At 61.1% G+C, this 20,132-nt stretch carries 17 protein-coding genes and 1 pseudogene; 12 read left to right on the top strand and 6 right to left on the bottom strand.

Annotated elements, in window-relative coordinates; genetic code table 11:
• Positions 1–4: 4 nt before the first annotated feature.
• From NKH73_RS11095 to fae, 5 genes are all read left to right on the top strand, one after another.
• A complete protein-coding gene (locus tag NKH73_RS11095; RefSeq protein WP_352931179.1) occupies positions 5–1,117 on the top strand; it encodes an ATP-grasp domain-containing protein in 1,113 nt (370 codons plus the stop codon).
• Complete coding sequence (gene mch, locus NKH73_RS11090) at positions 1,114–2,070, top strand: methenyltetrahydromethanopterin cyclohydrolase (protein ID WP_352931177.1); 957 nt, start codon at positions 1,114–1,116, stop codon at positions 2,068–2,070. Before NKH73_RS11095 ends, mch begins: the two co-directional genes overlap by 4 nt.
• An 86-nt stretch (positions 2,071–2,156) precedes the next feature.
• Positions 2,157–3,116, top strand: a complete 960-nt coding sequence (locus NKH73_RS11085) for an ATP-grasp domain-containing protein (RefSeq protein ID WP_352931175.1) — start codon at positions 2,157–2,159, stop codon at positions 3,114–3,116.
• A 56-nt stretch (positions 3,117–3,172) separates the two neighbouring features.
• Positions 3,173–3,979: a triphosphoribosyl-dephospho-CoA synthase gene (locus NKH73_RS11080; RefSeq protein ID WP_352931173.1), complete on the top strand. Its 807-nt coding sequence runs from the start codon at positions 3,173–3,175 to the stop codon at positions 3,977–3,979.
• 166 nt (positions 3,980–4,145) lie between these two features.
• Positions 4,146–4,652, top strand: a complete 507-nt coding sequence (gene fae, locus NKH73_RS11075) for a formaldehyde-activating enzyme (protein ID WP_352931171.1) — start codon at positions 4,146–4,148, stop codon at positions 4,650–4,652.
• 252 nt (positions 4,653–4,904) lie between these two features.
• Here fae and NKH73_RS11070 read toward each other — a convergent pair whose 3' ends face one another.
• A complete protein-coding gene (locus NKH73_RS11070) occupies positions 4,905–5,603 on the bottom strand; it encodes a HisA/HisF-related TIM barrel protein (protein ID WP_352931169.1) in 699 nt (232 codons plus the stop codon).
• 47 nt (positions 5,604–5,650) lie between these two features.
• Here NKH73_RS11070 and NKH73_RS11065 point away from each other — a divergent pair, with 47 nt between their 5' ends.
• Positions 5,651–6,685, top strand: coding sequence for a hydantoinase/oxoprolinase family protein (locus tag NKH73_RS11065; RefSeq protein ID WP_352931167.1), 1,035 nt, complete (start codon positions 5,651–5,653; stop codon positions 6,683–6,685).
• A 231-nt stretch (positions 6,686–6,916) separates the two neighbouring features.
• Here NKH73_RS11065 and NKH73_RS32580 read toward each other — a convergent pair whose 3' ends face one another.
• On the bottom strand, positions 6,917–7,279 hold the full coding sequence (locus NKH73_RS32580) for a hypothetical protein (RefSeq protein WP_502893902.1): 363 nt from the start codon (positions 7,277–7,279) through the stop codon (positions 6,917–6,919).
• Here NKH73_RS32580 and NKH73_RS11060 point away from each other — a divergent pair.
• Both NKH73_RS11060 and NKH73_RS11055 read left to right on the top strand, forming a co-directional pair.
• Positions 7,200–7,608: pseudogene (locus NKH73_RS11060) on the top strand (tyrosine-type recombinase/integrase); the annotation flags it as partial. The gene NKH73_RS32580 and the pseudogene NKH73_RS11060 sit on opposite strands and share 80 nt — an antisense overlap.
• A 417-nt stretch (positions 7,609–8,025) precedes the next feature.
• Complete coding sequence (locus NKH73_RS11055) at positions 8,026–11,544, top strand: YobI family P-loop NTPase (protein ID WP_352931165.1); 3,519 nt, start codon at positions 8,026–8,028, stop codon at positions 11,542–11,544.
• Positions 11,545–11,829: 285 nt separating this feature from the next.
• On the opposite strand, the gene NKH73_RS11050 is transcribed toward NKH73_RS11055, so the two are convergent.
• From NKH73_RS11050 to NKH73_RS11035, 4 genes are read right to left on the bottom strand one after another with little or no spacing between them, the layout of a single operon-like run.
• Positions 11,830–12,420, bottom strand: coding sequence for a DUF447 domain-containing protein (locus NKH73_RS11050; RefSeq protein WP_352931163.1), 591 nt, complete (start codon positions 12,418–12,420; stop codon positions 11,830–11,832).
• 3 nt (positions 12,421–12,423) lie between these two features.
• The gene (locus NKH73_RS11045; protein WP_352931161.1) at positions 12,424–13,818 is read right to left on the bottom strand and encodes a DUF6513 domain-containing protein; all 1,395 of its coding nucleotides are present in this window, start codon (positions 13,816–13,818) and stop codon (positions 12,424–12,426) included.
• Entirely contained in the window at positions 13,811–14,362 is a 552-nt protein-coding gene (locus tag NKH73_RS11040; protein ID WP_352931159.1) for a flavoprotein, read from the bottom strand. The genes NKH73_RS11045 and NKH73_RS11040 overlap by 8 nt, the downstream gene beginning before the upstream one ends.
• Before the next feature lie 3 nt (positions 14,363–14,365).
• The gene (locus NKH73_RS11035) at positions 14,366–16,204 is read right to left on the bottom strand and encodes a (5-formylfuran-3-yl)methyl phosphate synthase (protein ID WP_352931157.1); all 1,839 of its coding nucleotides are present in this window, start codon (positions 16,202–16,204) and stop codon (positions 14,366–14,368) included.
• 222 nt (positions 16,205–16,426) lie between these two features.
• On the opposite strand from NKH73_RS11035, the gene NKH73_RS11030 reads away from it, so the two are divergent.
• From NKH73_RS11030 to NKH73_RS11015, 4 genes are all read left to right on the top strand, one after another.
• Positions 16,427–17,677 (top strand): lanthanide ABC transporter ABC transporter substrate-binding protein PedA1, encoded by a 1,251-nt coding sequence (locus tag NKH73_RS11030; RefSeq protein ID WP_352931155.1) that lies wholly within the window; start codon positions 16,427–16,429, stop codon positions 17,675–17,677.
• Complete coding sequence (locus NKH73_RS11025) at positions 17,646–18,671, top strand: YVTN family beta-propeller repeat protein (protein ID WP_502893896.1); 1,026 nt, start codon at positions 17,646–17,648, stop codon at positions 18,669–18,671. Before NKH73_RS11030 ends, NKH73_RS11025 begins: the two co-directional genes overlap by 32 nt.
• 54 nt (positions 18,672–18,725) lie before the next feature.
• On the top strand, positions 18,726–19,223 hold the full coding sequence (locus NKH73_RS11020; RefSeq protein WP_352931153.1) for a cupredoxin domain-containing protein: 498 nt from the start codon (positions 18,726–18,728) through the stop codon (positions 19,221–19,223).
• 97 nt (positions 19,224–19,320) lie between these two features.
• Positions 19,321–20,109, top strand: coding sequence for a lanthanide ABC transporter ATP-binding protein PedB/LutE (locus NKH73_RS11015; protein ID WP_352931151.1), 789 nt, complete (start codon positions 19,321–19,323; stop codon positions 20,107–20,109).
• Positions 20,110–20,132: the final 23 nt, after the last annotated feature.

The following is a 20,132-nucleotide window of genomic DNA, read 5'->3' as shown; positions in this document are numbered from 1 at the left end:
TCTCTTGATCGCGGCGATTTCAGGCCGGGCGCTGGCTGCCGCCGCGCGCCGCGCCGGCTATCGTCCGCTGGTCGCCGATTTCTTTTGCGACACGGACACGGTCGCGCTCGCCGAACGCGCGACTTTGCTCCCGGGCGACCTGCAGGGCGGCATCGACGGCGAGCGCATCATCGAGACGCTTCGGCAATTGGCTGGAGACGATCATCCGGTCGCCATTGTCCTGGGCTCGGGCTTCGAGCGGATGACGCAGACTGTCGACGAGGTCGCGCGCCATTTTCCCCTCGCCGGCAATAGCGGCGCTGCGATCCGCAGGATCAAGGACCCGCAATTGCTGGCCGCCGATTGCGCCGAACTCGGCATCCCGCATCCGCAATTCCGATGGGACCAGCCGCCCGGTCCGGAGAATTGGGTGGTCAAGACCGCAGGTGCCGCCGGCGGCACGCATATCAGACGGGCCACCGGAGAAAGCCCGGCATTACAGTGTCAGGCTCCTGGCGGCCGCTATTTCCAGCGTTTCGTTGCCGGCCGCAGCATCTCGGCCCTGTTTGTCGGCGACGGCCAAAGCGCTGATATCGTCGGCTTCAGCCAACAATGGGCGTCCCCCGCCCCCTCAGCCCCCTACCGCTATGGCGGCGCCGTGCGGTTGAGACGCTTCGATCGCAGGCAGGCGGCGATGATCGGCGGCTGGCTTTCAGGTCTGACGCGCCGCGCCGGCCTGGTTGGATTGTGCAGCGCCGATCTCATTCGCGGACCGGATGGCTACAAGCTCATCGAGATCAATCCGAGGCCAGGCGCCACGCTCGACATTTTCGACGACGTCGACGCGCCTCTGATCGAAGCGCATCTGCGCGCCGCGGCAGGCAGGGCTTACCGCCTGCCACGCTTCATCGATTCGATGGCGTCGATGGTGACCTACGCGGCGGCGCCGATCGCCCAGTTTCCATCGATTGCCTGGCCTGAATGGACCGCGGACCATCAGTCGCCCGGCACCGGTTTGATCGCCGGCGATCCTGTCTGCACCATCTTCGCGCGCGGTCCGAGCGCCGATTTGACCAGGCGGCTCATCAAGGAACAAGCCAGTCGATTGCAACACCAATGGGAAGGAGACCGGACATGAAAGATGGTTCGGCATTCCTGAACGACAATGCACAGCGCATCGTCGACGGCATGATCGGCAACGCCGAACGCCTGCGTATCGCCGTGTCCAGGGGCCCTCTGGGCGAGTGCCTGATCGATGCCGGCGCCAAGGCCGCCGGCGGCATCGAGGCCGGGCTGCGCATGGCGGAAGCCGCGATGGGCGGTCTCGGCAGCATTTCGGTCGTCATGGACCGTGCGTCGCAGAAATGGCCGCTCACCATCGAAGTGCGGTCTTCGCAGCCGGTGCTTGCCTGCCTGGGCAGCCAGTATGCCGGCTGGAACCTGTCGAGCCAGGGCTATTTCGCCATGGGATCGGGACCAGCGCGGGCGCTCGCTCGCGTCGAACCGCTGTTCGAAGCGCTTTCCTATCGCGACACCGCATCATCCGCCGTGCTCATCCTGGAGACGGCCGAACCGCCGCCCCAGGCGATCGTCGAGAAGGTCGGCAAGGCGACAGGACTGCCGACCGAAAAGCTCACCTTCCTCTATGCGCCGACACAAAGCCTTGCGGGCAGCGTGCAGATCGTTGCGCGCGCGCTCGAGGTCGCCTTGCACAAGAGCAACGACCTCAAATTTCCGCTGGACAACATCGTCGATGGCATCGGTACCGCCCCTATCCCCGCTCCCCATCCGGATTTCCTGACCGCCATGGGCCGAACCAATGACGCCATCATCTATGGCGGCAGCGTTCAGCTCTTCGTTAAAGGGTCGTCGAAAGACGCCAGCGAACTCGCGGAGCGACTGCCGAGCCGCGCTTCGCGGGACCACGGCCACCCCTTCGCCGAGATTTTCAAGCGGTTCAACGGTGATTTCTATGCCATCGATCCGCTGCTGTTCAGCCCGGCCGAAGTGATCGTCACGGCGATCGAGACCGGCGATACGTTTCGCGCCGGCGAGCGTGATCTGCAGATGCTCGAACGGAGCCTCGGTTAGGCCATGGCTGTGCAATGGATCCATCTGGCATCCGGTTGCCAGGCCGCTCGCCCGGGCTTTTGGTATACCGGTATCCGAGGCATGACATGATCCCCCGCATCCTGATTGTCAGCGATGTCTCGGACACCCGCGCCAAGGGCCTGGCGGCAAGGCTGGATCGGCGGGGCGCCGTGGTCGCAACCGTGCCCCTGGCGGCAATCGAATTCGACACCGGCAGCCCGAGCGGACTGTCGATCCCCGGCTTCGACGGCGCGCTGCCGGACGCCGTGCTGGTCCGTTCGATCGCCGCTGGATCGTTCGAAGCGGTCACCCGGCGCCTCGGCGTGCTGCACGCATTCGCCAAGCTCTCCATACCGGTGTGGAATTCCGCACAGGCGATAGAACGCTGCGTCGACAAGTCGATGACGACCTTCCTCCTGAAGAATGCCGGCCTGCCGACGCCGCCGACATTCGCGGTCGAGGGGCGTGCCCAGGCCGAAGCGATCGCCGAACGCGAACTGCCGTTCACGCCGCTGGTGCTGAAGCCGCTTTTCGGCGCACAGGGCCGCGGCATCAGGCTGATCGAAACACTGTCCGATCTCCCGGCCGAGGACGAGGTGAACGGCGTCTACTATCTCCAGCATTACGTGCCGCGTCCCGGCCCTCCTTTCCGCGATTTTCGCGTTTTCGTCTGCGCCGGCGAAGTCCTGGCGATGATGAGCCGCCGTGGCGACGACTGGATCACCAACATCAATCGCGGGGCGGTGCCCGAGCAAATCCCGGGGCATGGCGAAACCGAACTGGCGGCGCTGGCAAGAGCCGCCGCCGCCGCTATGTCAGCGGATTTCGCCGGCGTCGATATCGTGCCGGCGGCCGACGGCAAGCTGTTCGTGCTGGAGGTCAACAGCATGCCCGCCTGGTCCGGACTTCAATCGGTCGTCGCGGTGAACATCGCCGATGCGATCGCCGACGCGCTGCTGAAATTCCTGGTCGATCGCCCAGCTGATCGCCCAGAGGGGGCGGCGGCGGCGCGCCCCTACCGCTTCACCGCGCCGGCGAATTCGTGACGAGCCGGGCGCTTTCCCGAGAACGCCTCCGGGCTTCCTACGAGGATGCCTGCCGGATGGAGATCGAGGCGCTGAAACCGGGCAATGTCCATTTGTTCGCCGACGGGCACGGCATGTCCGCTGCCCAGTTCATGATGAGCGCTGAGGTTTCGTCCGGGCCGCTGACCGATCCTCGCCTGCCGGTCGGACAGCGCATGCTGGAAGCGGTCCGCGCGACACGTCTGGCGGTCGCGACCAACACCAATCTCGGTATCATCCTTCTGTCAGGGCCTCTGCTATGCGCCGCCGAAATGACGGGCGCCCCACCGCACGACAGTCGACTGCGCGACAATCTCGACGCGGTGCTGCGCACGACGAGCATGGACGACACCAGGGCGGTGTTCGAAGCGATCGTCGCGGCCGCGCCGGGCGGCCTTGGAGAGGCCGCGAACGATGTGCGCCAGGAGCCGAAGGTTCATCTGCTCGAAGCCATGCGAGAGGCGGCCGACCGCGACATGATCGCCCGCCAGTATGTCACCGGTTTCGGCGACGTGTTCGACGTCGGGCTTGCGGCTCTCGAAGCGGCGTTGGCACGCGGGGAAGGCGGCATGTGGCCGACGGTGTTCGCCTATATGGCGTTTCTCGCCGGCTTCCCCGATAGTCATGTGGTGCGCAACCATGGCACTGAGGTCGCAAATCAGGCGCGGCAACAAGCGCTTGCGGTCCAGGCGGCGCTCCATGCCAACGACGACGAAGCATCGCGCATTCATCTGCTCATGGATCTCGACCGCCGGCTGAAGGCGGGCAAGCTCAACCCCGGCACCTCGGCCGATCTGACCGTGGCTACTCTTTTAGTCCACCTCCTCGGCGTTCGCCTTGCATAATCGCAGCGTTGGTGGTTGACTTCTATGAGCGGGAGCTGGGCTTCCGCGGCTATCCAGCCAACCGGTCCGGACATCCGGGCGCTGCCAACAAGGATAGCTGTCCATCGAGCGCTCGCTCGGTTGCGGCGTCTTTGGACACCATAATTGTGTCTTGGAGGAAATTGGCATGGCAAAGATCTCGAAAGTAATGGTCGGTGAATCGCTGGTGGGAGACGGCAACGAAGTGGCGCATGTCGACCTGCTCATCGGCCCACGGGGGAGCGCGGTCGAAACGGCATTTTGCAACGCACTCACCAACAACAAGGACGGCTTTACCTCTCTTTTGGCGGTGATCGCGCCCAATCTTCAGTGCAAGCCCAACACCGTGATGTTCAACAAGGTCACGATCAAGGGCGCCAAGCAGGCCGTCCAGATGTTCGGTCCGGCCCAGCATGCGGTTGCAAAGGCGGTGCAGGACAGCGTCGCCGAGGGGATCATTCCTGCCAACGAGGCGGACGATCTGTTCATCTGCGTCGGCGTGTTCATCCACTGGGACGCGGCGGACGACGCCAAGATCCAGAAGTACAATTACGAGGCGACGAAGGAAGCCATCCAACGCGCGGTCGCGGGAACGCCGACGGCCGCCGAAGCCACGTCCCAGCGGGACCAGGTGAAGCATCCGTTCGCGGCTTAGACAAGAGACAGCCCCGCACAGGCAAAACCCTCCGCTGAGCCGGATGGTCTGTTGCGCCGCCTGAAAAAACTTCTGGGCCTATAGAGCATTGGACCCCAAAACCTGCCCTCGGAATTGACCCGAGGGTTTGGGAACCGGTTTTGGGAAATCCGATACTCCAGCAAAGAGATAGAGCGGCGAGACGATCGACTTGAGAGTCCGCCGCTCTATAAGGCTCAGTTTCACAGGCCGAAGTTCGAGGCTACACGAATGTCAGGTGCCAAGCGTCGCGAGGTGCTTTGGCGTGAGCGTGCCGTCATGCAGTGAGGTCGCGACCAGCGCCGCGGCAATACCGAGTGACGAAAGGGCGCGAATGTCAGCCTCGTTGCGCACCCCGCCGGCCGCGATCACGGAGCGGCTTCCAGCCTTCGCCTTGATCGCCTCGAGCCGCGTGAAATCGGGACCGGAGGCGGAGCCGACCTTGGCCAATGTCATGACGATCACCTTTTGCGGCCAAAGCTCCGGCTCGTCGAGAAATGACGGCGGACCGCGAAATCCGTCGTCGAAGAAATCCAGCGACAGGATAAGGTCGGGATGATCGCAAAAACGCCGGAACAGCGCGTCATCTTGCTGCGATTCGGAACCCAGGACCGGGTAAAGCCAGGGTTCGGCAAGTGCTGCCGCAAGTGTCTTCTCGTCGGCGATGCCGGCATCGACCCAAAGCTCCGGCGGCTCCGCCATCGCCTTCAGCCGGGCAAGCGCGCCGCTGTTTGGCGTTCCGCCTTCGATGGCATCCAGGTCGGCGATATAGAAGGTCGGAAAAGGATAAAGTCCGCGCAGGCCCTCAGTGACCGCGACGGCATCGGAACTTTGGCTGAGCGGCGTAACGATCGGCCTGTAGCGATCGCGTTTTCCCTGCTGGGCGCGGACCACTTCGCCGCCTTTCAGGTCGAGAACCGGAATGATACGCAACGCTTTTCTCGCTGACCCAACTGTCCCCTGTCATGAAAGCTTGAAGTGTGGAAAAAAGAAAGAGCATCATTGCCGGCTTCGATATTGGCGGGGCGCATCTGAAGGTGACGCGCGCGCGAGACGGCCGCATCGTCGAGGCAGTAACGATCGCCACGCCGCTTTGGCTAGGGCTTCATACCCTGACCTCGGCATTCGAGGAAACGGCTCCGATTTATGCGGGCGCCGATCTCAACGCATTCACCATGACCGGCGAACTGGCTGATATCTTTCCGTCCCGCGATGCCGGCGTCGCAACTCTGCTGGATGAAATTTCAAGCCGTTTCCCCGGCGAAAAACTGATCTACGCCGGGCCGTCTGGCTTTGTCGGGGTCGAGCAGGCAGCGCGGCTGAGCACCGATGTCGCCTCCGCCAACTGGCACGCGACAGCGTCGTTGGTGGCGAAACTCGCCGGCGATGCCCTGTTTGTCGATATGGGCTCCACCACCACCGACATTATCGCCGTCAAAAATGGCGCCGTCGCCAATGACGGCTACACCGATGCCGGACGGCTGCTGACCGGCGAACTGGTCTACACCGGCTTCACCAGGACGTTCCTGTTCGGCGTGGCCTCATCGGCCCCGGTCCGTGGCAGGCTGACACCGCTGATGAACGAGTATTTCGCCTCGATCGCCGACGCGCACCGGATTCTGGGGGTGCTCGACGAGAAAGACGACAGGCACGCCACCGCCGATGGCAAGGAAAAGACGGTCGACGGTTCTACCGCGCGGCTCGCGCGCATGATCGGCCGCGACGCCGCCGACCTGACGCCGCCGGAATGGCGTGAAGTCGCGCGCTGGTTCAGCGAGCAGCAGTTGCGCAAGATCCACGATGCGGCATCCCTGGTTGCCGGCCCCCTTGCCCCGGACGCGCCGATCGTCGGCGCCGGAACCGGTCGCTGGCAGATCAGGCGGCTGGCCGAACGCATGGAACGCCGCTTCGTCGATTTTGCCGAGATCATCCCCGCAGATGACGCCGTTCGCGGCGAAGCAAGCAGCGTGGCGCCCGCGTCAGCGGTGGCGCTGTTGGCGGGATCTCAATTGTAGGTGCTGTATCATCGCCATCCGATCAATCGGGGAGATGAGATACCGCCCTGGCTTGAAAAATCTCAACCCGTACCAGCGCATCCAAGATCGGACCGCGCGCAGGATCGCAACGGCACCCGCTCGGCGCATGTCCGGTTCGCGCCGCAGATCGGTCGTTGAGCAGCAGGCCGCGATACCTAAACTAATAGCGGCCGCTGACGGCGTATGCAGGGCAAAGGCTGAAGCTCTAGACTAGGTTTCGTCGCGAACCAGCGCTTCACAGCCATTGTGGCTGAGATACGGATCCTGCTCCAAGTTGACACCATAAGCCTCGATCAGGTCGTGTCCGTGCTGAGCAGGGAGGTGGCAGTAGTCACCTAACTGGCTGACGCTGTCGCAGCAGTCGCTGCCTTCTTGCGATGTGCGAACGCCTTGCGCCGGCGCTTTTTTGCGTTGCCGATCCGCCACGTCTTCGACTGCACGATGTCGCAGTAGGTATCGAAAGCCTCGACAGCAGTTGGCTCCCGCGCCGATCGGCGACTCCGCACGCGCCCGATCAATGGTGGTCCAGCAGAAGACCGGTCGGCCCGTCCAGTTCGAGATCACCGCGGACACGAGGGCAAGTCTGCTCGCGTGGCTCCAACGCCGTGGTGGTAGTATCGACGACTACGCGTTCCCAAGCAGAGTTGACCGAGAGGGACATCTAAGTACGCGTCAGTACGCTCGGTTGGTCGATGAATGGGTTACGGCGATTGGACTGCGTCCCGAGGAATACGGAACGCATTCACTCCGCCGTACCAAGGCCGGCCTGATTTATAAAGCTACCGGAAAATCTCCGAGCTATTCAGATCTTGCTTGGGCATACCAAGATCGAGAACACCGTTCGATACCTTGGTGTCGATATCGATGATGCGCTTACGCTTGCCGAGACAACGGAAATCTGATCCGCGCGGCCCTGCTGAACATGGCGGGGCGCGTTCAGCAACGCGCCCTCTTTTCTGTCCTTCACATCACCCCTTGCTCTATTGAAAGCGGTCGGTCTCTTGCGCCAAATACAGACCTTATCGATTTGCGTCGCCGACCTATCTCTGTCGCGTATCCAGCCTGCGATTGAGGCCGCAGAAATAGGTCTATGATTTATACTGCGCAACGCTCTGTAGACGACCGCGATCGTAGGGCCTCAAAATATCGCGGGAAATTTTAAGGCGTTGCCACCTCACCGACTTCCTATACACCCTCTTCAAAGGCTGCCACGTTCGCGGCTAGAGATGGGATGTAAACCGAGCCACGGATTTTTTTCAGTGTATTCTTTACTACGCATGTGGAAACGCAGTTTCTGGAAGTCTCCTCAGAACATTTCCGTGAGCAGATTTGTTGATCTGGCGCCGACAAGCAACGCCGATCAGACGGGGATCTACCACGAGGCTTTAGAGTTCGCCACGAACAACGACGAGGTGCTGAACATTGCATTGACCGGTCCCTACGGCTCGGGAAAAAGCAGCGTCATCAAGTCCTTCCTGTTGAAATACCCACGACCTAAGCTGGAACTGTCGTTGGCGTCCTTCTTGCCGGATGGCGAGGTTCCTGGGGTGCGGGTCAGCAAACAGGAAATCGAACGAAGCATCCTGCAGCAGATCCTATACGGCGCGGGCGCAAACAAGCTGCCGCTATCGCGCTTCAAGAGGATTCAGATTCCAGAGAAATGGTCCGCAGCCAGTTCTTTGGCAGTATGCCTAGGGGTGTTCTGCCTTTGGTATATCGTCACCAATCAAACCGATGTGATTTCCGGGAATTTCTTCGAGCCGTTCGAACTGTCCAACTGGTTCAACATCGTATCATTTGGTATTGCAGCGCTGTTCGTTTGGCGGCTGGTTCACACCGCATATTTGAAAAGCCTGGGGCTTTCCCTGAAAAGCATTTCCCTCAAGGACATTCAGATCGCCCCGAAGGCTGCGGACGAGGAATCGATCCTCAATCGGCACCTCGACGAGATTATCTACTTCTTCCAGTCCACCAAATACGACCTGGTCGTCATCGAAGACTTGGATCGGTTCGACAATCCCGACATCTTCGTGACGTTACGCGAAATCAATGCGCTGGTGAATGAGAACGCCGACATACATCGGCGCATTCGATTCCTTTACGCTCTCCGCGACGACATATTCATCAACACGGACAGGACCAAGTTCTTCGAATTCATTGTTCCCGTCATTCCGGTGATCAACCATTCCAACTCGATAGATAAGGTCCTCGAACATACTCAGCGTATCGATCTTGATCGGCGGCTTGATCGGCGTTTCGTTCGCGAGGTTTCCCGATATCTGAGTGATCTGAGGCTAATTGCGAATATCTTCAACGAGTACGTGATCTACGCGTCCAATCTCCGAGCAGACGGAGATGGCGCACTGGATCCAAACAAGCTGCTCGCCGTCTTGATATACAAGAACGTCATTCCGAAGGACTTCGCCGCGCTGCACCGTCGGGAAGGTGCGCTATCCAAAGTGCTGAACCGGTACGATGAATTCGTTGAGAAGTCGCGAGACAAGATCCGCTCTGAACTAGATCAGATCCAAGCAGACCTAGTCCGCAGCGATGAGCAGCACGCTAGGGATCTCGCTGAACTCCACCGTATCTATGCCATGGCGATCATAGAACGCGTGCCAGAATACTACACGCATTTGCACCCAAGTTTCGGCCAGATAGCGCTCGCTGCGCTACCTCAGCATCCCCAGTTCGATGATCTCTTCTCACAGCCGCCAATGAGGGTCACGAATAGTGCTGGCCAACAATCGCGTGTGGATCTTCGGGAGATAGAAGCGGCGGTAGATCCAAATTGGTCCTTCGCCGAACGCAAGACGCAAATCGAGCACAAGTCTCCTGAGCACAGAGAGAAGATGGAAAACAAGGCTCAGGAACTTAAGGCTGAGCTGTCTTTACTTCGGACAAGAAAATTCCATGAGGTCGTGAGGGAAAGCTCCGCCCTTATAGAAGAGGTTTTTGCAGAGGTCGGCGAGAACCGGGATCTCCTGAAATTCCTCATTCTGGAAGGTTACCTGGACGATACCTACTATCAATATACCTCACTGTTCCACAGCGGGCGCCTGTCGCGCAATGACAACAGATTCCTGATTCAGATCCGCAGTTTCAACAATCCTGAACCCGATTTCCAGTTGGACAGCATCTCGGAAGTCATTGCCTCGATGCGCGAGGATGATTTCGGACGAACCTACGTCCTCAACCGATTCATCATCGATGGCTTGCTGGAAAATCCCCAGGAGTACGAAGCTCAAAGCACTAGCGCACTCGAATTCATCGCCAGCCACGTCGACGAATGCAAGGACTTTTTCCTAAGCTACTATGCCCGAGGTGCGCATGTAGATCGATTGGTTTCCGCGCTGATCCGGAGATGGCCAGCTTTCACAGTAGTCGCCTTGAGAAGTGATTTGGCAGTCTCACACGCGGCAAGAATACTTGCGCACGCTCCAAATGGTGCGATCAAGCAAGGAACTCCCGCTGGCTTCGCATCGGCACGTTTTGCGTCTCATGAACTGAGCAGGATTCTCGCCGAACGCGTTGAATTCGATCTGGGCATCTTGAAGTCCCTTCAGGTCGAAATAGCCGATATTCGAGCCATCGCTGACAATCACGATGTGGTCTCGTATGTCGCAGCGGAAGGGCTATACAGGATTTCCCTTGGCAACATTCAACTTATTATGGAACAGGTCGTCAAGTTCCCAACGCCTAGCGATCTGGATACCAAGCATTTCTCCTCACTGCGTGAAGCCAACTACCGCCCGCTGCTAAAGCATGTCGGCTCCAGTTTCGAGGCCTACGTCCGAGACGTCCTACTGAAACTTGAAAACAACACTGCCGAAGATCCGTCCGCGATCATCGAGGTGCTGGGCCACGATGAGGTAGGTCTCGAGCTTCGTTCGGAGTTCCTCAGTATGCAGACGGCGACTTTCCCGTCGTTCGAAGGGGTTCCGGCCGCGTTTCACTCCTCTCTGGTTAAGGAACAGAAGATCGACAGCACTTGGGAGAATTGCTTGGCGTTTCTCATCAGCGAGGCTTTCAGCCCCGAAGTTCTCACGGCCTATCTCCAGAGTGAAGCAAGCGAGGCTCTCTCTCGGAAGGCAATCCCGAACGGCAAAAATGCGTTGGCGCTGCGGAAATTCGTGATTGAGAATGACGCGCTGCCGGATGAAATCTATAGGTTACATGTCCGCCAATTGCCGTTTCCCTTCACGGTTCTGCCGGAGGTTGGGCCGATGAAGATCAGGATATTGATCGAGGAGCGCAGAGCTGTTTTCTCAGTCGACAATTTCGTAAAGCTCGGGGACGATGAGCTTAAGGCTCTATTCATCGAATTGAATTTCGAGGACTACAGGCCCAAGCGAAACGAGTTCTCGATCGACGCCAAAGTCATCGAAAGGTTACTGAATTCCAATCTCGCCGACAGTCAGAAAATGGCAATCATCGGCGATATTGACCCAGACCTTGTTTCAAAAAATCCGCCGCTTGCCACTGCCATCGGTCCTGTCCTCGATCGGTCAAAGATCGTGGCAAAAGATTACGGACCGGATTTCGTTCGCGCAGTCATTCTGAACTCTTACCCGGAATCGCTGCAACTATCGTTGTTCAATAAGATGCACGATGTACTGACCATGGGCGAAGTGCGCGATGTGCTCCGAGGTTTGCCCGTACCGTACCGCGACATAGCCACCTATGGAAAGTCTCCAAGAATCGACAGAGATCCGATCAATGAGCAATTCGCTTTATGGTTGAATGAGCGGAGGATTATCTCGTCATTCGCGCCAACATTGTTTGGTGACGGTATCCGGATCAGCACTTTCAGAAGGGAGCCCGCGACCGATGAGTAGGCAAACCCGTAAGTGCTCGTCGAGATAGTTAGAAGACGAGCTGAACCGAGCCGCGGGCGATGTTGAACGCCAGTGGATGTTTGGAAGGCCTCGCAAGATTTCAAGGTCCACTTTTCGAGCAGTTAGCTTGTCAGCCGCCATTCCGATCTCGGCCCCACTCCGGTCATCGTGCATACCGGGCTCGATGACCGCAAAAGGGTCGAACACCGTTTGAGATCAGCGCCACCGCCACCGTGTGCTAAAACGCGTCAGCCCGGACGCTTACCCTGGTTCAGCATATCCGGCTCACCCCCGCGCATCCTCGCCGCTGGCATCCTCGGCCGCAAGGTGATCGCCGACGCGCTGCATCAGCCAGCCCCAGGCTTCCTTTTCGCCCTCGCCTGCGGTCTTTTCGACGGCGATCGAAAGATAGGCGATTTCCGCCTCGACCTTGTCGCGCGGCAGCATGCCGAGCCGGCTGACCAGTATGGCCAGTTCCAGCACCGCCGCCTTGGCGCGGTTGAGGCCGGTGAACGGCGCATGCGTTTCCTCCCGCACCACGCGGCAGAAATGGCGGGGTCGCATAGCGTCGTCATCGACACTTTCGACTTCGAGGACCGAATGCGCCAGCGCCGCCTCGAGCCGCGGCACCGCAAACCCGTCGACCGCAACCGTTGGCCAATGCTTGCGGCCGGTCAGGCAGCCGGCAAAGATGCGCACGTCGTCGGTATAATTGGCGATCGCGAACGGCACTTCGGCGAGATTGTCGAGCGTGACCGATGGCCTGAACGGCGCGATGACCCAGCCGTCCTTCTCGGCGATGATGCCGATCGGCGCGATGTGGACGTCGCCGGTCTTGCTGACCGTGGTGATGATCGTTTCGCTGATATAGGGCATGGTTTAGCGCTCTTTCTTCGCGCGAAGCGTGTGGCCCGCTTCCGCAAGACGGGTGCGGTCGGTTTCGGGAGCCGGCGCGGCGACGCCCCATGCGAGCGGCTCGTCCTGCACATAGCGCTTGCCGAGGCGCCACGCGATCTCGGCCTTCATCAGTTCCGCGCCGAGATAGAACGCGTGCGCGCCATCGGCCTCAACGCCAAGCCCGGCAAAGAGTTCGAACGCATCCGTGGCAACCGCATGCCCCTTGCCGTTGAAGACATGGATGCCGTCTTCGGCGGTCATGATGCGGAAATTGGCGTCGCGCACCTCTGCCGCCAACGCGTCGATATCCCCGGTCGAGGCAGTGAACGGCTTGCGGTCGTGAACCTGCAGCAGCCCCGGATGGTAACTCCGCGGCAGCGCACCGTCGTTCTTCGCGGCAAACAGGATGCGGCGGGCAATATCATGCTCCTCGATCGTTCGCAGCGTGTGCAGACTGACATGAACGGCAAGCACGTTTCGGATCTGAAGTTCCGAGCAGAGCCCGGCCAGAACGGCGGTAACGCCGGAACTGTCGGCGTCGGTCAATTCGGTGAGATTGCCGGTGCCCATCAGCAGTTCGACCTCGGGCCAGCGGCGGCGCGCCTCGATGAATCGCCCGAGTGAGGCGGCAAAGCCGAAATGGATCGGGTCGAGCACGGGATCGGCGATGAAGGCGATGCCGGCCTTTTGCGCCGCGTCGATGGCCCGCCCGAGTGAATTCAAATCGCCTGGCGTAGACGGGATCAGCACCGGTACAGCCTTGTGGTCGAAGGCCAATGGCAGCGTGTTCTCATCGAGGCTGAGAAGATAGTCCGCACCGGCGCGTGCGCCGATCGACAGTTCGTCCGTGCTGGCGGAATCGACGCTGACCCGAAATCCCTGTGCCTTCAGCTCGAGCACGGCCTCTTCCAGCAATGGAAACGGCGTTTCCGGCAGGCAACCGAGATCGATGACGTCGGCGCCGGCCGCAGCCAGCGTCCGTGCCCTCGCCACCAGCGCCTCGATCGACAGCATCGGCGCGTCGACGATCTCGGCGAAGATGCGCATGTCGTGACGCGAAAGGTCAGGCGGCTCGCCCGCGCGACCGAGAAAGGCCGGCAGATCGGCGATCTCGTCGGGACCGCGTATGAAGGGCACGCCGAAATGGTTCGACAGATGCTCGATGTCCCCGCGATAGCGGCCGGGCAGGATGACGCGGTCGGTACCGCCGGTCAGGGTGAGCCGCCGCTTGATGATGTCTTCGCTCATCAGCGCGGCGACCTTGACGCCGATGTCGATGATCTCCCACGCAAATTCGGTTTCGCCCAACCCGGCCAGCAGCCTTTCCAGCCGGACCTTGGCCAGATGGCCGGTAAGAAAGGCCAGCCGCTCAGCCATGGCTTGCAAGTTCGGCGTGGCGCCGTCTGACCGAGGCTTCGAGATCGGCGAGCGACTCGACCACCTCGGTCCGCTCGAAGCTCTTCAATTGTCTGGTATTCTCCAGGTCGATCCTACGCGGATAGACCTTGACCAAACCGTGCGGCGCCATGGTTTCGAGTTCCGGCGCGGTGTCGCAGGCAAAGACGATGGCCGGCACCCGGCATTTGCCCGCCTGGGCAAAGACATTGGTGGCGAGCGTGTCGGAAATGCCGTGCACGCATTTGGCGACCGTGTTGGAACTGGCCGGCGCCACCACGACTGTGTGATAGACGCCGTGATAGAATTCGCCGACCGGGATCGCGCTCGCTGTCTTGTCGTGCAGCACGCGCGTCGTCTCCGGGAAATCGAGCTTGAGCTTGTACATGCGCAGCACTTCGTTGGCTGCTTTCGACACGAAGACATCGCAATGTTCGAGTTGGTGAATGAGTGCGAAGCTCTCCGTAAAAAAATGACCGGAACCGGTCAGAACCCATGCCCAGCGCGGCGTATGCAGCTTCGCCATCGCCTACCCTGCTTTTCTTGCCGGCCGGATCGGGGCCGCGATCGCCATGCCCGGCAGATTGCCCGCCGCGAGCATCGTCCCGGCTTCGGCTGCATCTTTCGGGCCGGCGAGATGGACATCGACGCCGTCGGGCAGCATGGCGGCAAAGCCGGCATCGACGATACCTCTGACTGCCAGGCTGTCGATCGTGTCGCTGCCGAAGAACGCGCCGGTCTGCTTGATCAGCAGCAGCGCCTTCGCGCCGAGCTTGCCGGCAAGCCAAGCGGCAAGGGAATCGGAGGTAATATCCCAGGACGCCGGAATGTCCGGCGCCGGCAGGGCCAAGGATGACGGCAGCCACACCGGCACCTTCCCGGCGTCCAACGCTTGCACCATTTCTTCCAGAGACCGTGCCGGCACCAGCCTTTCGTCCCGGTCGAGGATGATTTGGCCGAACTGCTCCATGGCGAGGATCGCCATGGCGTGGGCGGCGGTGTCGGAAAAATCCATGCGCATCTGCGTCTCGCGCACCTGGTCGGCGAAGAGGCCGCCGCCCGGCACGATGACGATCGGCAGCGTGGACCCCGCCAGCGCCGCGATCCAGCGCGCCATTTCCGCCGCATGGACCGTGCTGCCGCCCAATTTGACGACGATCGGCTTGACCACGGCGCGCCTGGCCTCGGGCCTTTCCTGTCGCGGCTGGGAAACAGCGCTTTGGTCTTTTCGGCCGGCTGGGCCGGGGGCAACGCCACGGCTTGCCGCTTGGCGCTTGCGTTCGATCTCGACGCCGACGCCGCCTGGGCCGAGTTCGAGTTTTTCCACCCTTACCGTGACGCGCACGACACGCGGGTTCTCCAGAATATACGTCGCCACCTGCTCGGCCAGGGCCTCGCTGAGCTGGATGTGGCCCCGCGCGACGATGGTGCGGATGCCGTCCATGATGATGTCGTAGGAGAACACATGGCGCATGTCTTCGGGATGGTCGGTGACCTGCAGCACGTCGGCGGTCACATCGAAACGCACCTTCTGCGTATGGCCGTGCTCGAAGCTGTAGGCGCCGATCTGGACCGGCAGGACAAAGTCCCGCACGAAGATCTTGTCGGTGCCCAATGTCGGGTCGGTGCCCGGCGAATAACCCCTCGCCGCCAGCAGCCGGTAGTCGATGCTCGACGGACCGCCGGCCCGGGATTCTGCCGGCACCAATTCGCGGATCTGCGAAACCGCCTCGGCGCTGATCGAGCCGGCGCGGCCGGAATGGCCGCACAGCGCCCCGCGAAAACCGAGAAAATCGGGAGCGAAGGGCAACAGGCGCGGAATGTCGGGGGCTTCCAGCGATCCGCTCAGGCCAACCATCAGGCCGAGCGATTTGGCTCGATCGACGAAGCCCGGGATACGCTCGGGCGGCAGATGGTCGAGCAGCCGGCCGTTTGCCTTGTTCGCGGTGTCGACCATGGCGCCATGGAAGCGATGTTTGGCAAACACCGGCAAAAGCTCGAAGTCCGGCGCCAGATCGGCGAAAAGCACGGCGATCAGCTTCGTTCGCGCGGCGAGCGGCGCGAGCGCTTCCGCACAGGCAGCGGCTTTTGCCGACGGAAAGAAGCCTATCTTGACGTAATCGACGCCGGTGGCAGCGATCTCTTCGGCCTTGGCGCGGATCGTTTCGGGTTCCATCGGCAGATCGCCGCAGACTGCGCTGACCGGCGCCCGGCCGGCGATGAACGAAATCGTCCGACGGATGGTTTGCGTCGATACCGCGCCCAGCGCTCCCGCCTTCGGATTCTTCAGGTCGACGATATCGACGCCGCCTGAAAGCGCGATCTCCGCCTCGTCGGCGCCGGTGACACTGCCCAGCATTCTGGTCATTGGATTTTCTCCGGCAGGAGGGACAGGACGCTTTCGGGCCCGAATACCGAAATCCGCCCAGTTGCCGTTCCGGCGAGAAGGCATGGCACTAAAGCAGACGCGAGAAGTCCACTTTCAGGGTTTGATAAATTTTGCGGGTCAGCTAAGCTCATTGCGGGCACCTTGACTTCGCGACGGTCCGACAACAATCGGACTTTAGCGCAAGAACGGGTAATTTTATCGATGACGAGCGCGGTGCCGTGCACTCTCGCGGCTTTTTTGTGCTTTTTTTCGTTGACCGTCAACGTTCCCGGCGCGGTAGCCCAGGAAGCGACCGGCGAGCAACCGGCTGCAACGGCCAAGCCGGAAAAAAAGATAACCGAAATCAAGATAGGCTATTTGCGCGCTTATGCGCCGCAGCTGGCCTTGTCGGTGCTCGACGTCCCGCCGCGCGACGAAGGCGTTGCCGGCGGCAATGTGGCGATTGCCGATAACAACACGACCGGCAGCTTCCTCGGCCAGAAATTCAGCCTCGACGTGACCGAGGTAAAGCCGGATGCGGATGTCGTTCCGGCCTTTAAGGACATGATCGCCAAAGGCGACCGCTATGTGGTCGCGGACCTCTCGGCCAGGCAGTTGCTGTCGATCGCCGATCTTGCCCGCGACAACGGCGTGTTGATCTTCAATGCCGGCGCCACCGACGACAGTCTTCGCGAGGAGGAATGCCGCGCCAACATCTTCCACACCATCCCGACGCGCAGCATGCTGGCCGACGGGCTGGCGCAATATCTCATCTGGAAGCAATGGCGGCGCTGGGTGCTGATCTACGGCTCGCACGAGCGCGACCAGCTTTTTGCCGAGGCGCTGCGCCGGGCGGCGACGCGCTTCGGCGGCGAGATCGTCGGCGAAAAGGAATTCAAGGACACCGGCACGGCACGGCGGACCGATTCCGGCGTCGTCCAGATCCAGCGGCAGATGCCTGTCTTCACCCAGGACCTGCCGGAGCACGATGTGTTGCTGGTCGCCGACGAAAGCGAGGTGTTCGGCACCTACGTGCCGTTCCGCACCTGGATTCCGCGGCCGGTCGCCGGCACCGCCGGCCTCGCCCCGTCGGCCTGGCATCCGGCCAGCGAGCAATGGGGCGGCACCCAGATCCAGAACCGCTTCGTCAAGGCAAACGGCCGCCGTATGGTGTCGAAGGACATGGCGGCATGGACCGCGGTGCGCATCCTCGGCGAGGCGGCGACCCGCACGCAGGGCGCCGACCCCCGGAAGATGGCCGATTTCATCCGCTCCGACGATTTTTCGATCGCTGCCTTCAAGGGGCAGAAACTGACCTTCCGCAAGTGGAACCAGCAATTGCGGCAGCCGATCTTCCTCGGCGACAACAGGTCGGTCGTCTCGACATCGCCGCAGGAAGGTTTTCTGCACCAGGTATCCGAGCTGGATACGCTCGGGGTCGATGAGCCGGAAACGAAATGCGTGCTTAAGTAGAACCGATTGGGAGGGAATTTCAGTGCAAAGAGGAGCTTACGCGCTCGCTATTCTGGCGACCGGCTTCATGGCCGGTCCGGCGTCGGCCTACATGGCCTATGTCTCCAACGAGAAAGACAACACGATGACCGTCGTCGACACTGCGACGATGCAGGTCGTGAAGACCGTCAATGTCGGGCAGCGGCCGCGAGGCATCACCATCTCGCATGACGGCAAGCACATTTATCTCTGCGCCAGCGACGATGATTCGATCGAGGTGATCGACACGGCAACTCTTGAAATCGTCGATACTTTGCCTTCCGGGCCCGACCCGGAACTCTTCGTGCTTTCGCCTGACGGCAAGACGCTCTACGTCGCCAATGAGGACGACAATCTCGTCACCGTCATCGACATAGAGGGCAAGAAGGTGCTGGCCGAAATCCCGGTCGGCGTCGAGCCGGAGGGCATGGGCATCAGTCCGGACGGAAAGACCATGGTCAACACGTCGGAAACGACGAACATGGCGCATTTCATCGATACGTCGAGCCACGAGATCACCGACAACGTGCTGGTGGATGCGCGCCCGCGCTTCGTCGAGTTCACGCCCGACGGCAAGCAGGCCTGGGTGAGTGCCGAGATCGGTGGCACGGTTTCGGTGATCGACAATCAAACGCGCGAAGTCGTCCAGAAGATCACCTTCGAGATATCAGGCCTGAGGGCAGAATCCATCCAGCCGGTCGGTGTGCGCATCACCGCCGACGGCAAGAAAGCCTATGTGGCGCTCGGACCGGCCAACCGCGTCGCGGTGATCAATACGCAGACATACGAGGTCGAGAAATACGTGCTGGTCGGCCAACGCGTCTGGCAGCTCGCCTTAACCCCGGACCAGAAGACCATCATCTCGACCAACGGCGTGTCGAACGACATCACCTTCATCGACGTGGCGACGGACGAGCCGGTGCAGTCGGTCACCGTCGGCGCGCTGCCGTGGGGTGTCGTCGTCTCGCCTAATTGAAGCAACCCCCAATTGAATCAAACAGGCAGAAAAACAGCAGAAGGGTAGGAAATCATGCGGAAATTTCGGGTAGTCGCTTTCGCTGCATTGGTGGGCATGGCACTCGCGCAGGGCCAGGTCTGGGCGCAGGACAGCGACGACGATGACGATGCCGCCGGTGCGGCCACCAAAACAGAGGCCAGCCCCGAAGCCGAGAAGGCAACCCGGGCCAGCAAGGACGTGCCGGAACTTATCCTCGGCACCAAGGAAGACCAGTTCACCGCCAACCAGAAGGATTTCCAGCTGATCGCCGGCCAGGGCTATCGCTGGAAGATCACCGCGGCGGGCGGGCTGGAGTACAAATTCCATACCGATCTCTTCCGCAATGTGTGGAACAATCAGATCGTCATCAATGACCTCGAAGTGCACATGAACGGCGCACCCGCATGGCTCGAATTCGACGCCGACGGCACCATCCAGGTACAGTTCACAACCGTGAGACCCGGCATCTACACATGGTCGGTACCCGACCTCGCCGACAAAGGCATGAAAGGCACGATCACGATCAAGTAGGGGCACCGGAAAGACCTGCGCGATCGGGCCTGGCGTGCCAGACTCCCGGTGTGCCAGACTCGCGGTGTGCTAGACTATCGACAAGGAGCGAGCCGGCGTGCAGCATGTGAGGACAAGCGGACCAGGAGATGGGGTGGCGGCGCTCGATGTCGCCGGCGTCAGCCATTCCTATGGTCCGAAGCGGGCGCTCAACGACGTCTCATTCTCGATCGCGCCGGCGACTTTCACCGTTCTTCTCGGCCTCAACGGCGCCGGCAAGACAACTCTGTTCTCGCTGATCAGCCATCTCTACGACACGCGCCGCGGATCCATCCGCATCTTCGGCCATGACGTCAGCCGCGCTTCGGGCGAAGCGCTCAGGCGTGTCGGCATCGTGTTCCAGGCCCGCACGCTCGACCTCGATCTCAGCGTCCACCAAAACCTCTCCTACCACGCCTCGCTGCATGGCATTGGCGGACGCGAGGCGAGGCAGCGCATTGCCGCGCTGCTCGACATAGTCGACATGCCGGGCCGTCAGCATGACAAGGCACGAAGTCTTTCCGGCGGCCAGATGCGACGCATCGAGATCGCCAGGGCGCTGCTCCACCGCCCTGCCCTGCTGCTGCTCGACGAGGCGACCGTCGGTCTCGACATCCAGTCGCGCGCCGGCATTCTCGCCACCATCCGCAAGCTCATCGAAACCGAGGGCATGGGCGTGCTGTGGGCGACGCACCTGATCGATGAGGTTGACGACGGCGACCATGTCGTCGTCTTGCGGCAAGGCGAGCTGGTCGCCAAGGGCAAGGTGGCCGATGTCGTCAGGACGAGCGGCGCCAATTCGATCCGCGACGCCTTTTCGAGGCTCAGCCGCATCGAGGCGGCCGGCGCCGCGGAGATATCGCCATGAGCGCTCCCGCAATGCCTGGAAAA

The sequence above is a fragment of the Mesorhizobium sp. M0938 genome (assembly GCF_040319125.1).
Taxonomy (GTDB): domain Bacteria; phylum Pseudomonadota; class Alphaproteobacteria; order Rhizobiales; family Rhizobiaceae; genus Mesorhizobium; species Mesorhizobium robiniae.
This window is presented reverse-complemented; position numbering and strand designations above follow the sequence as displayed.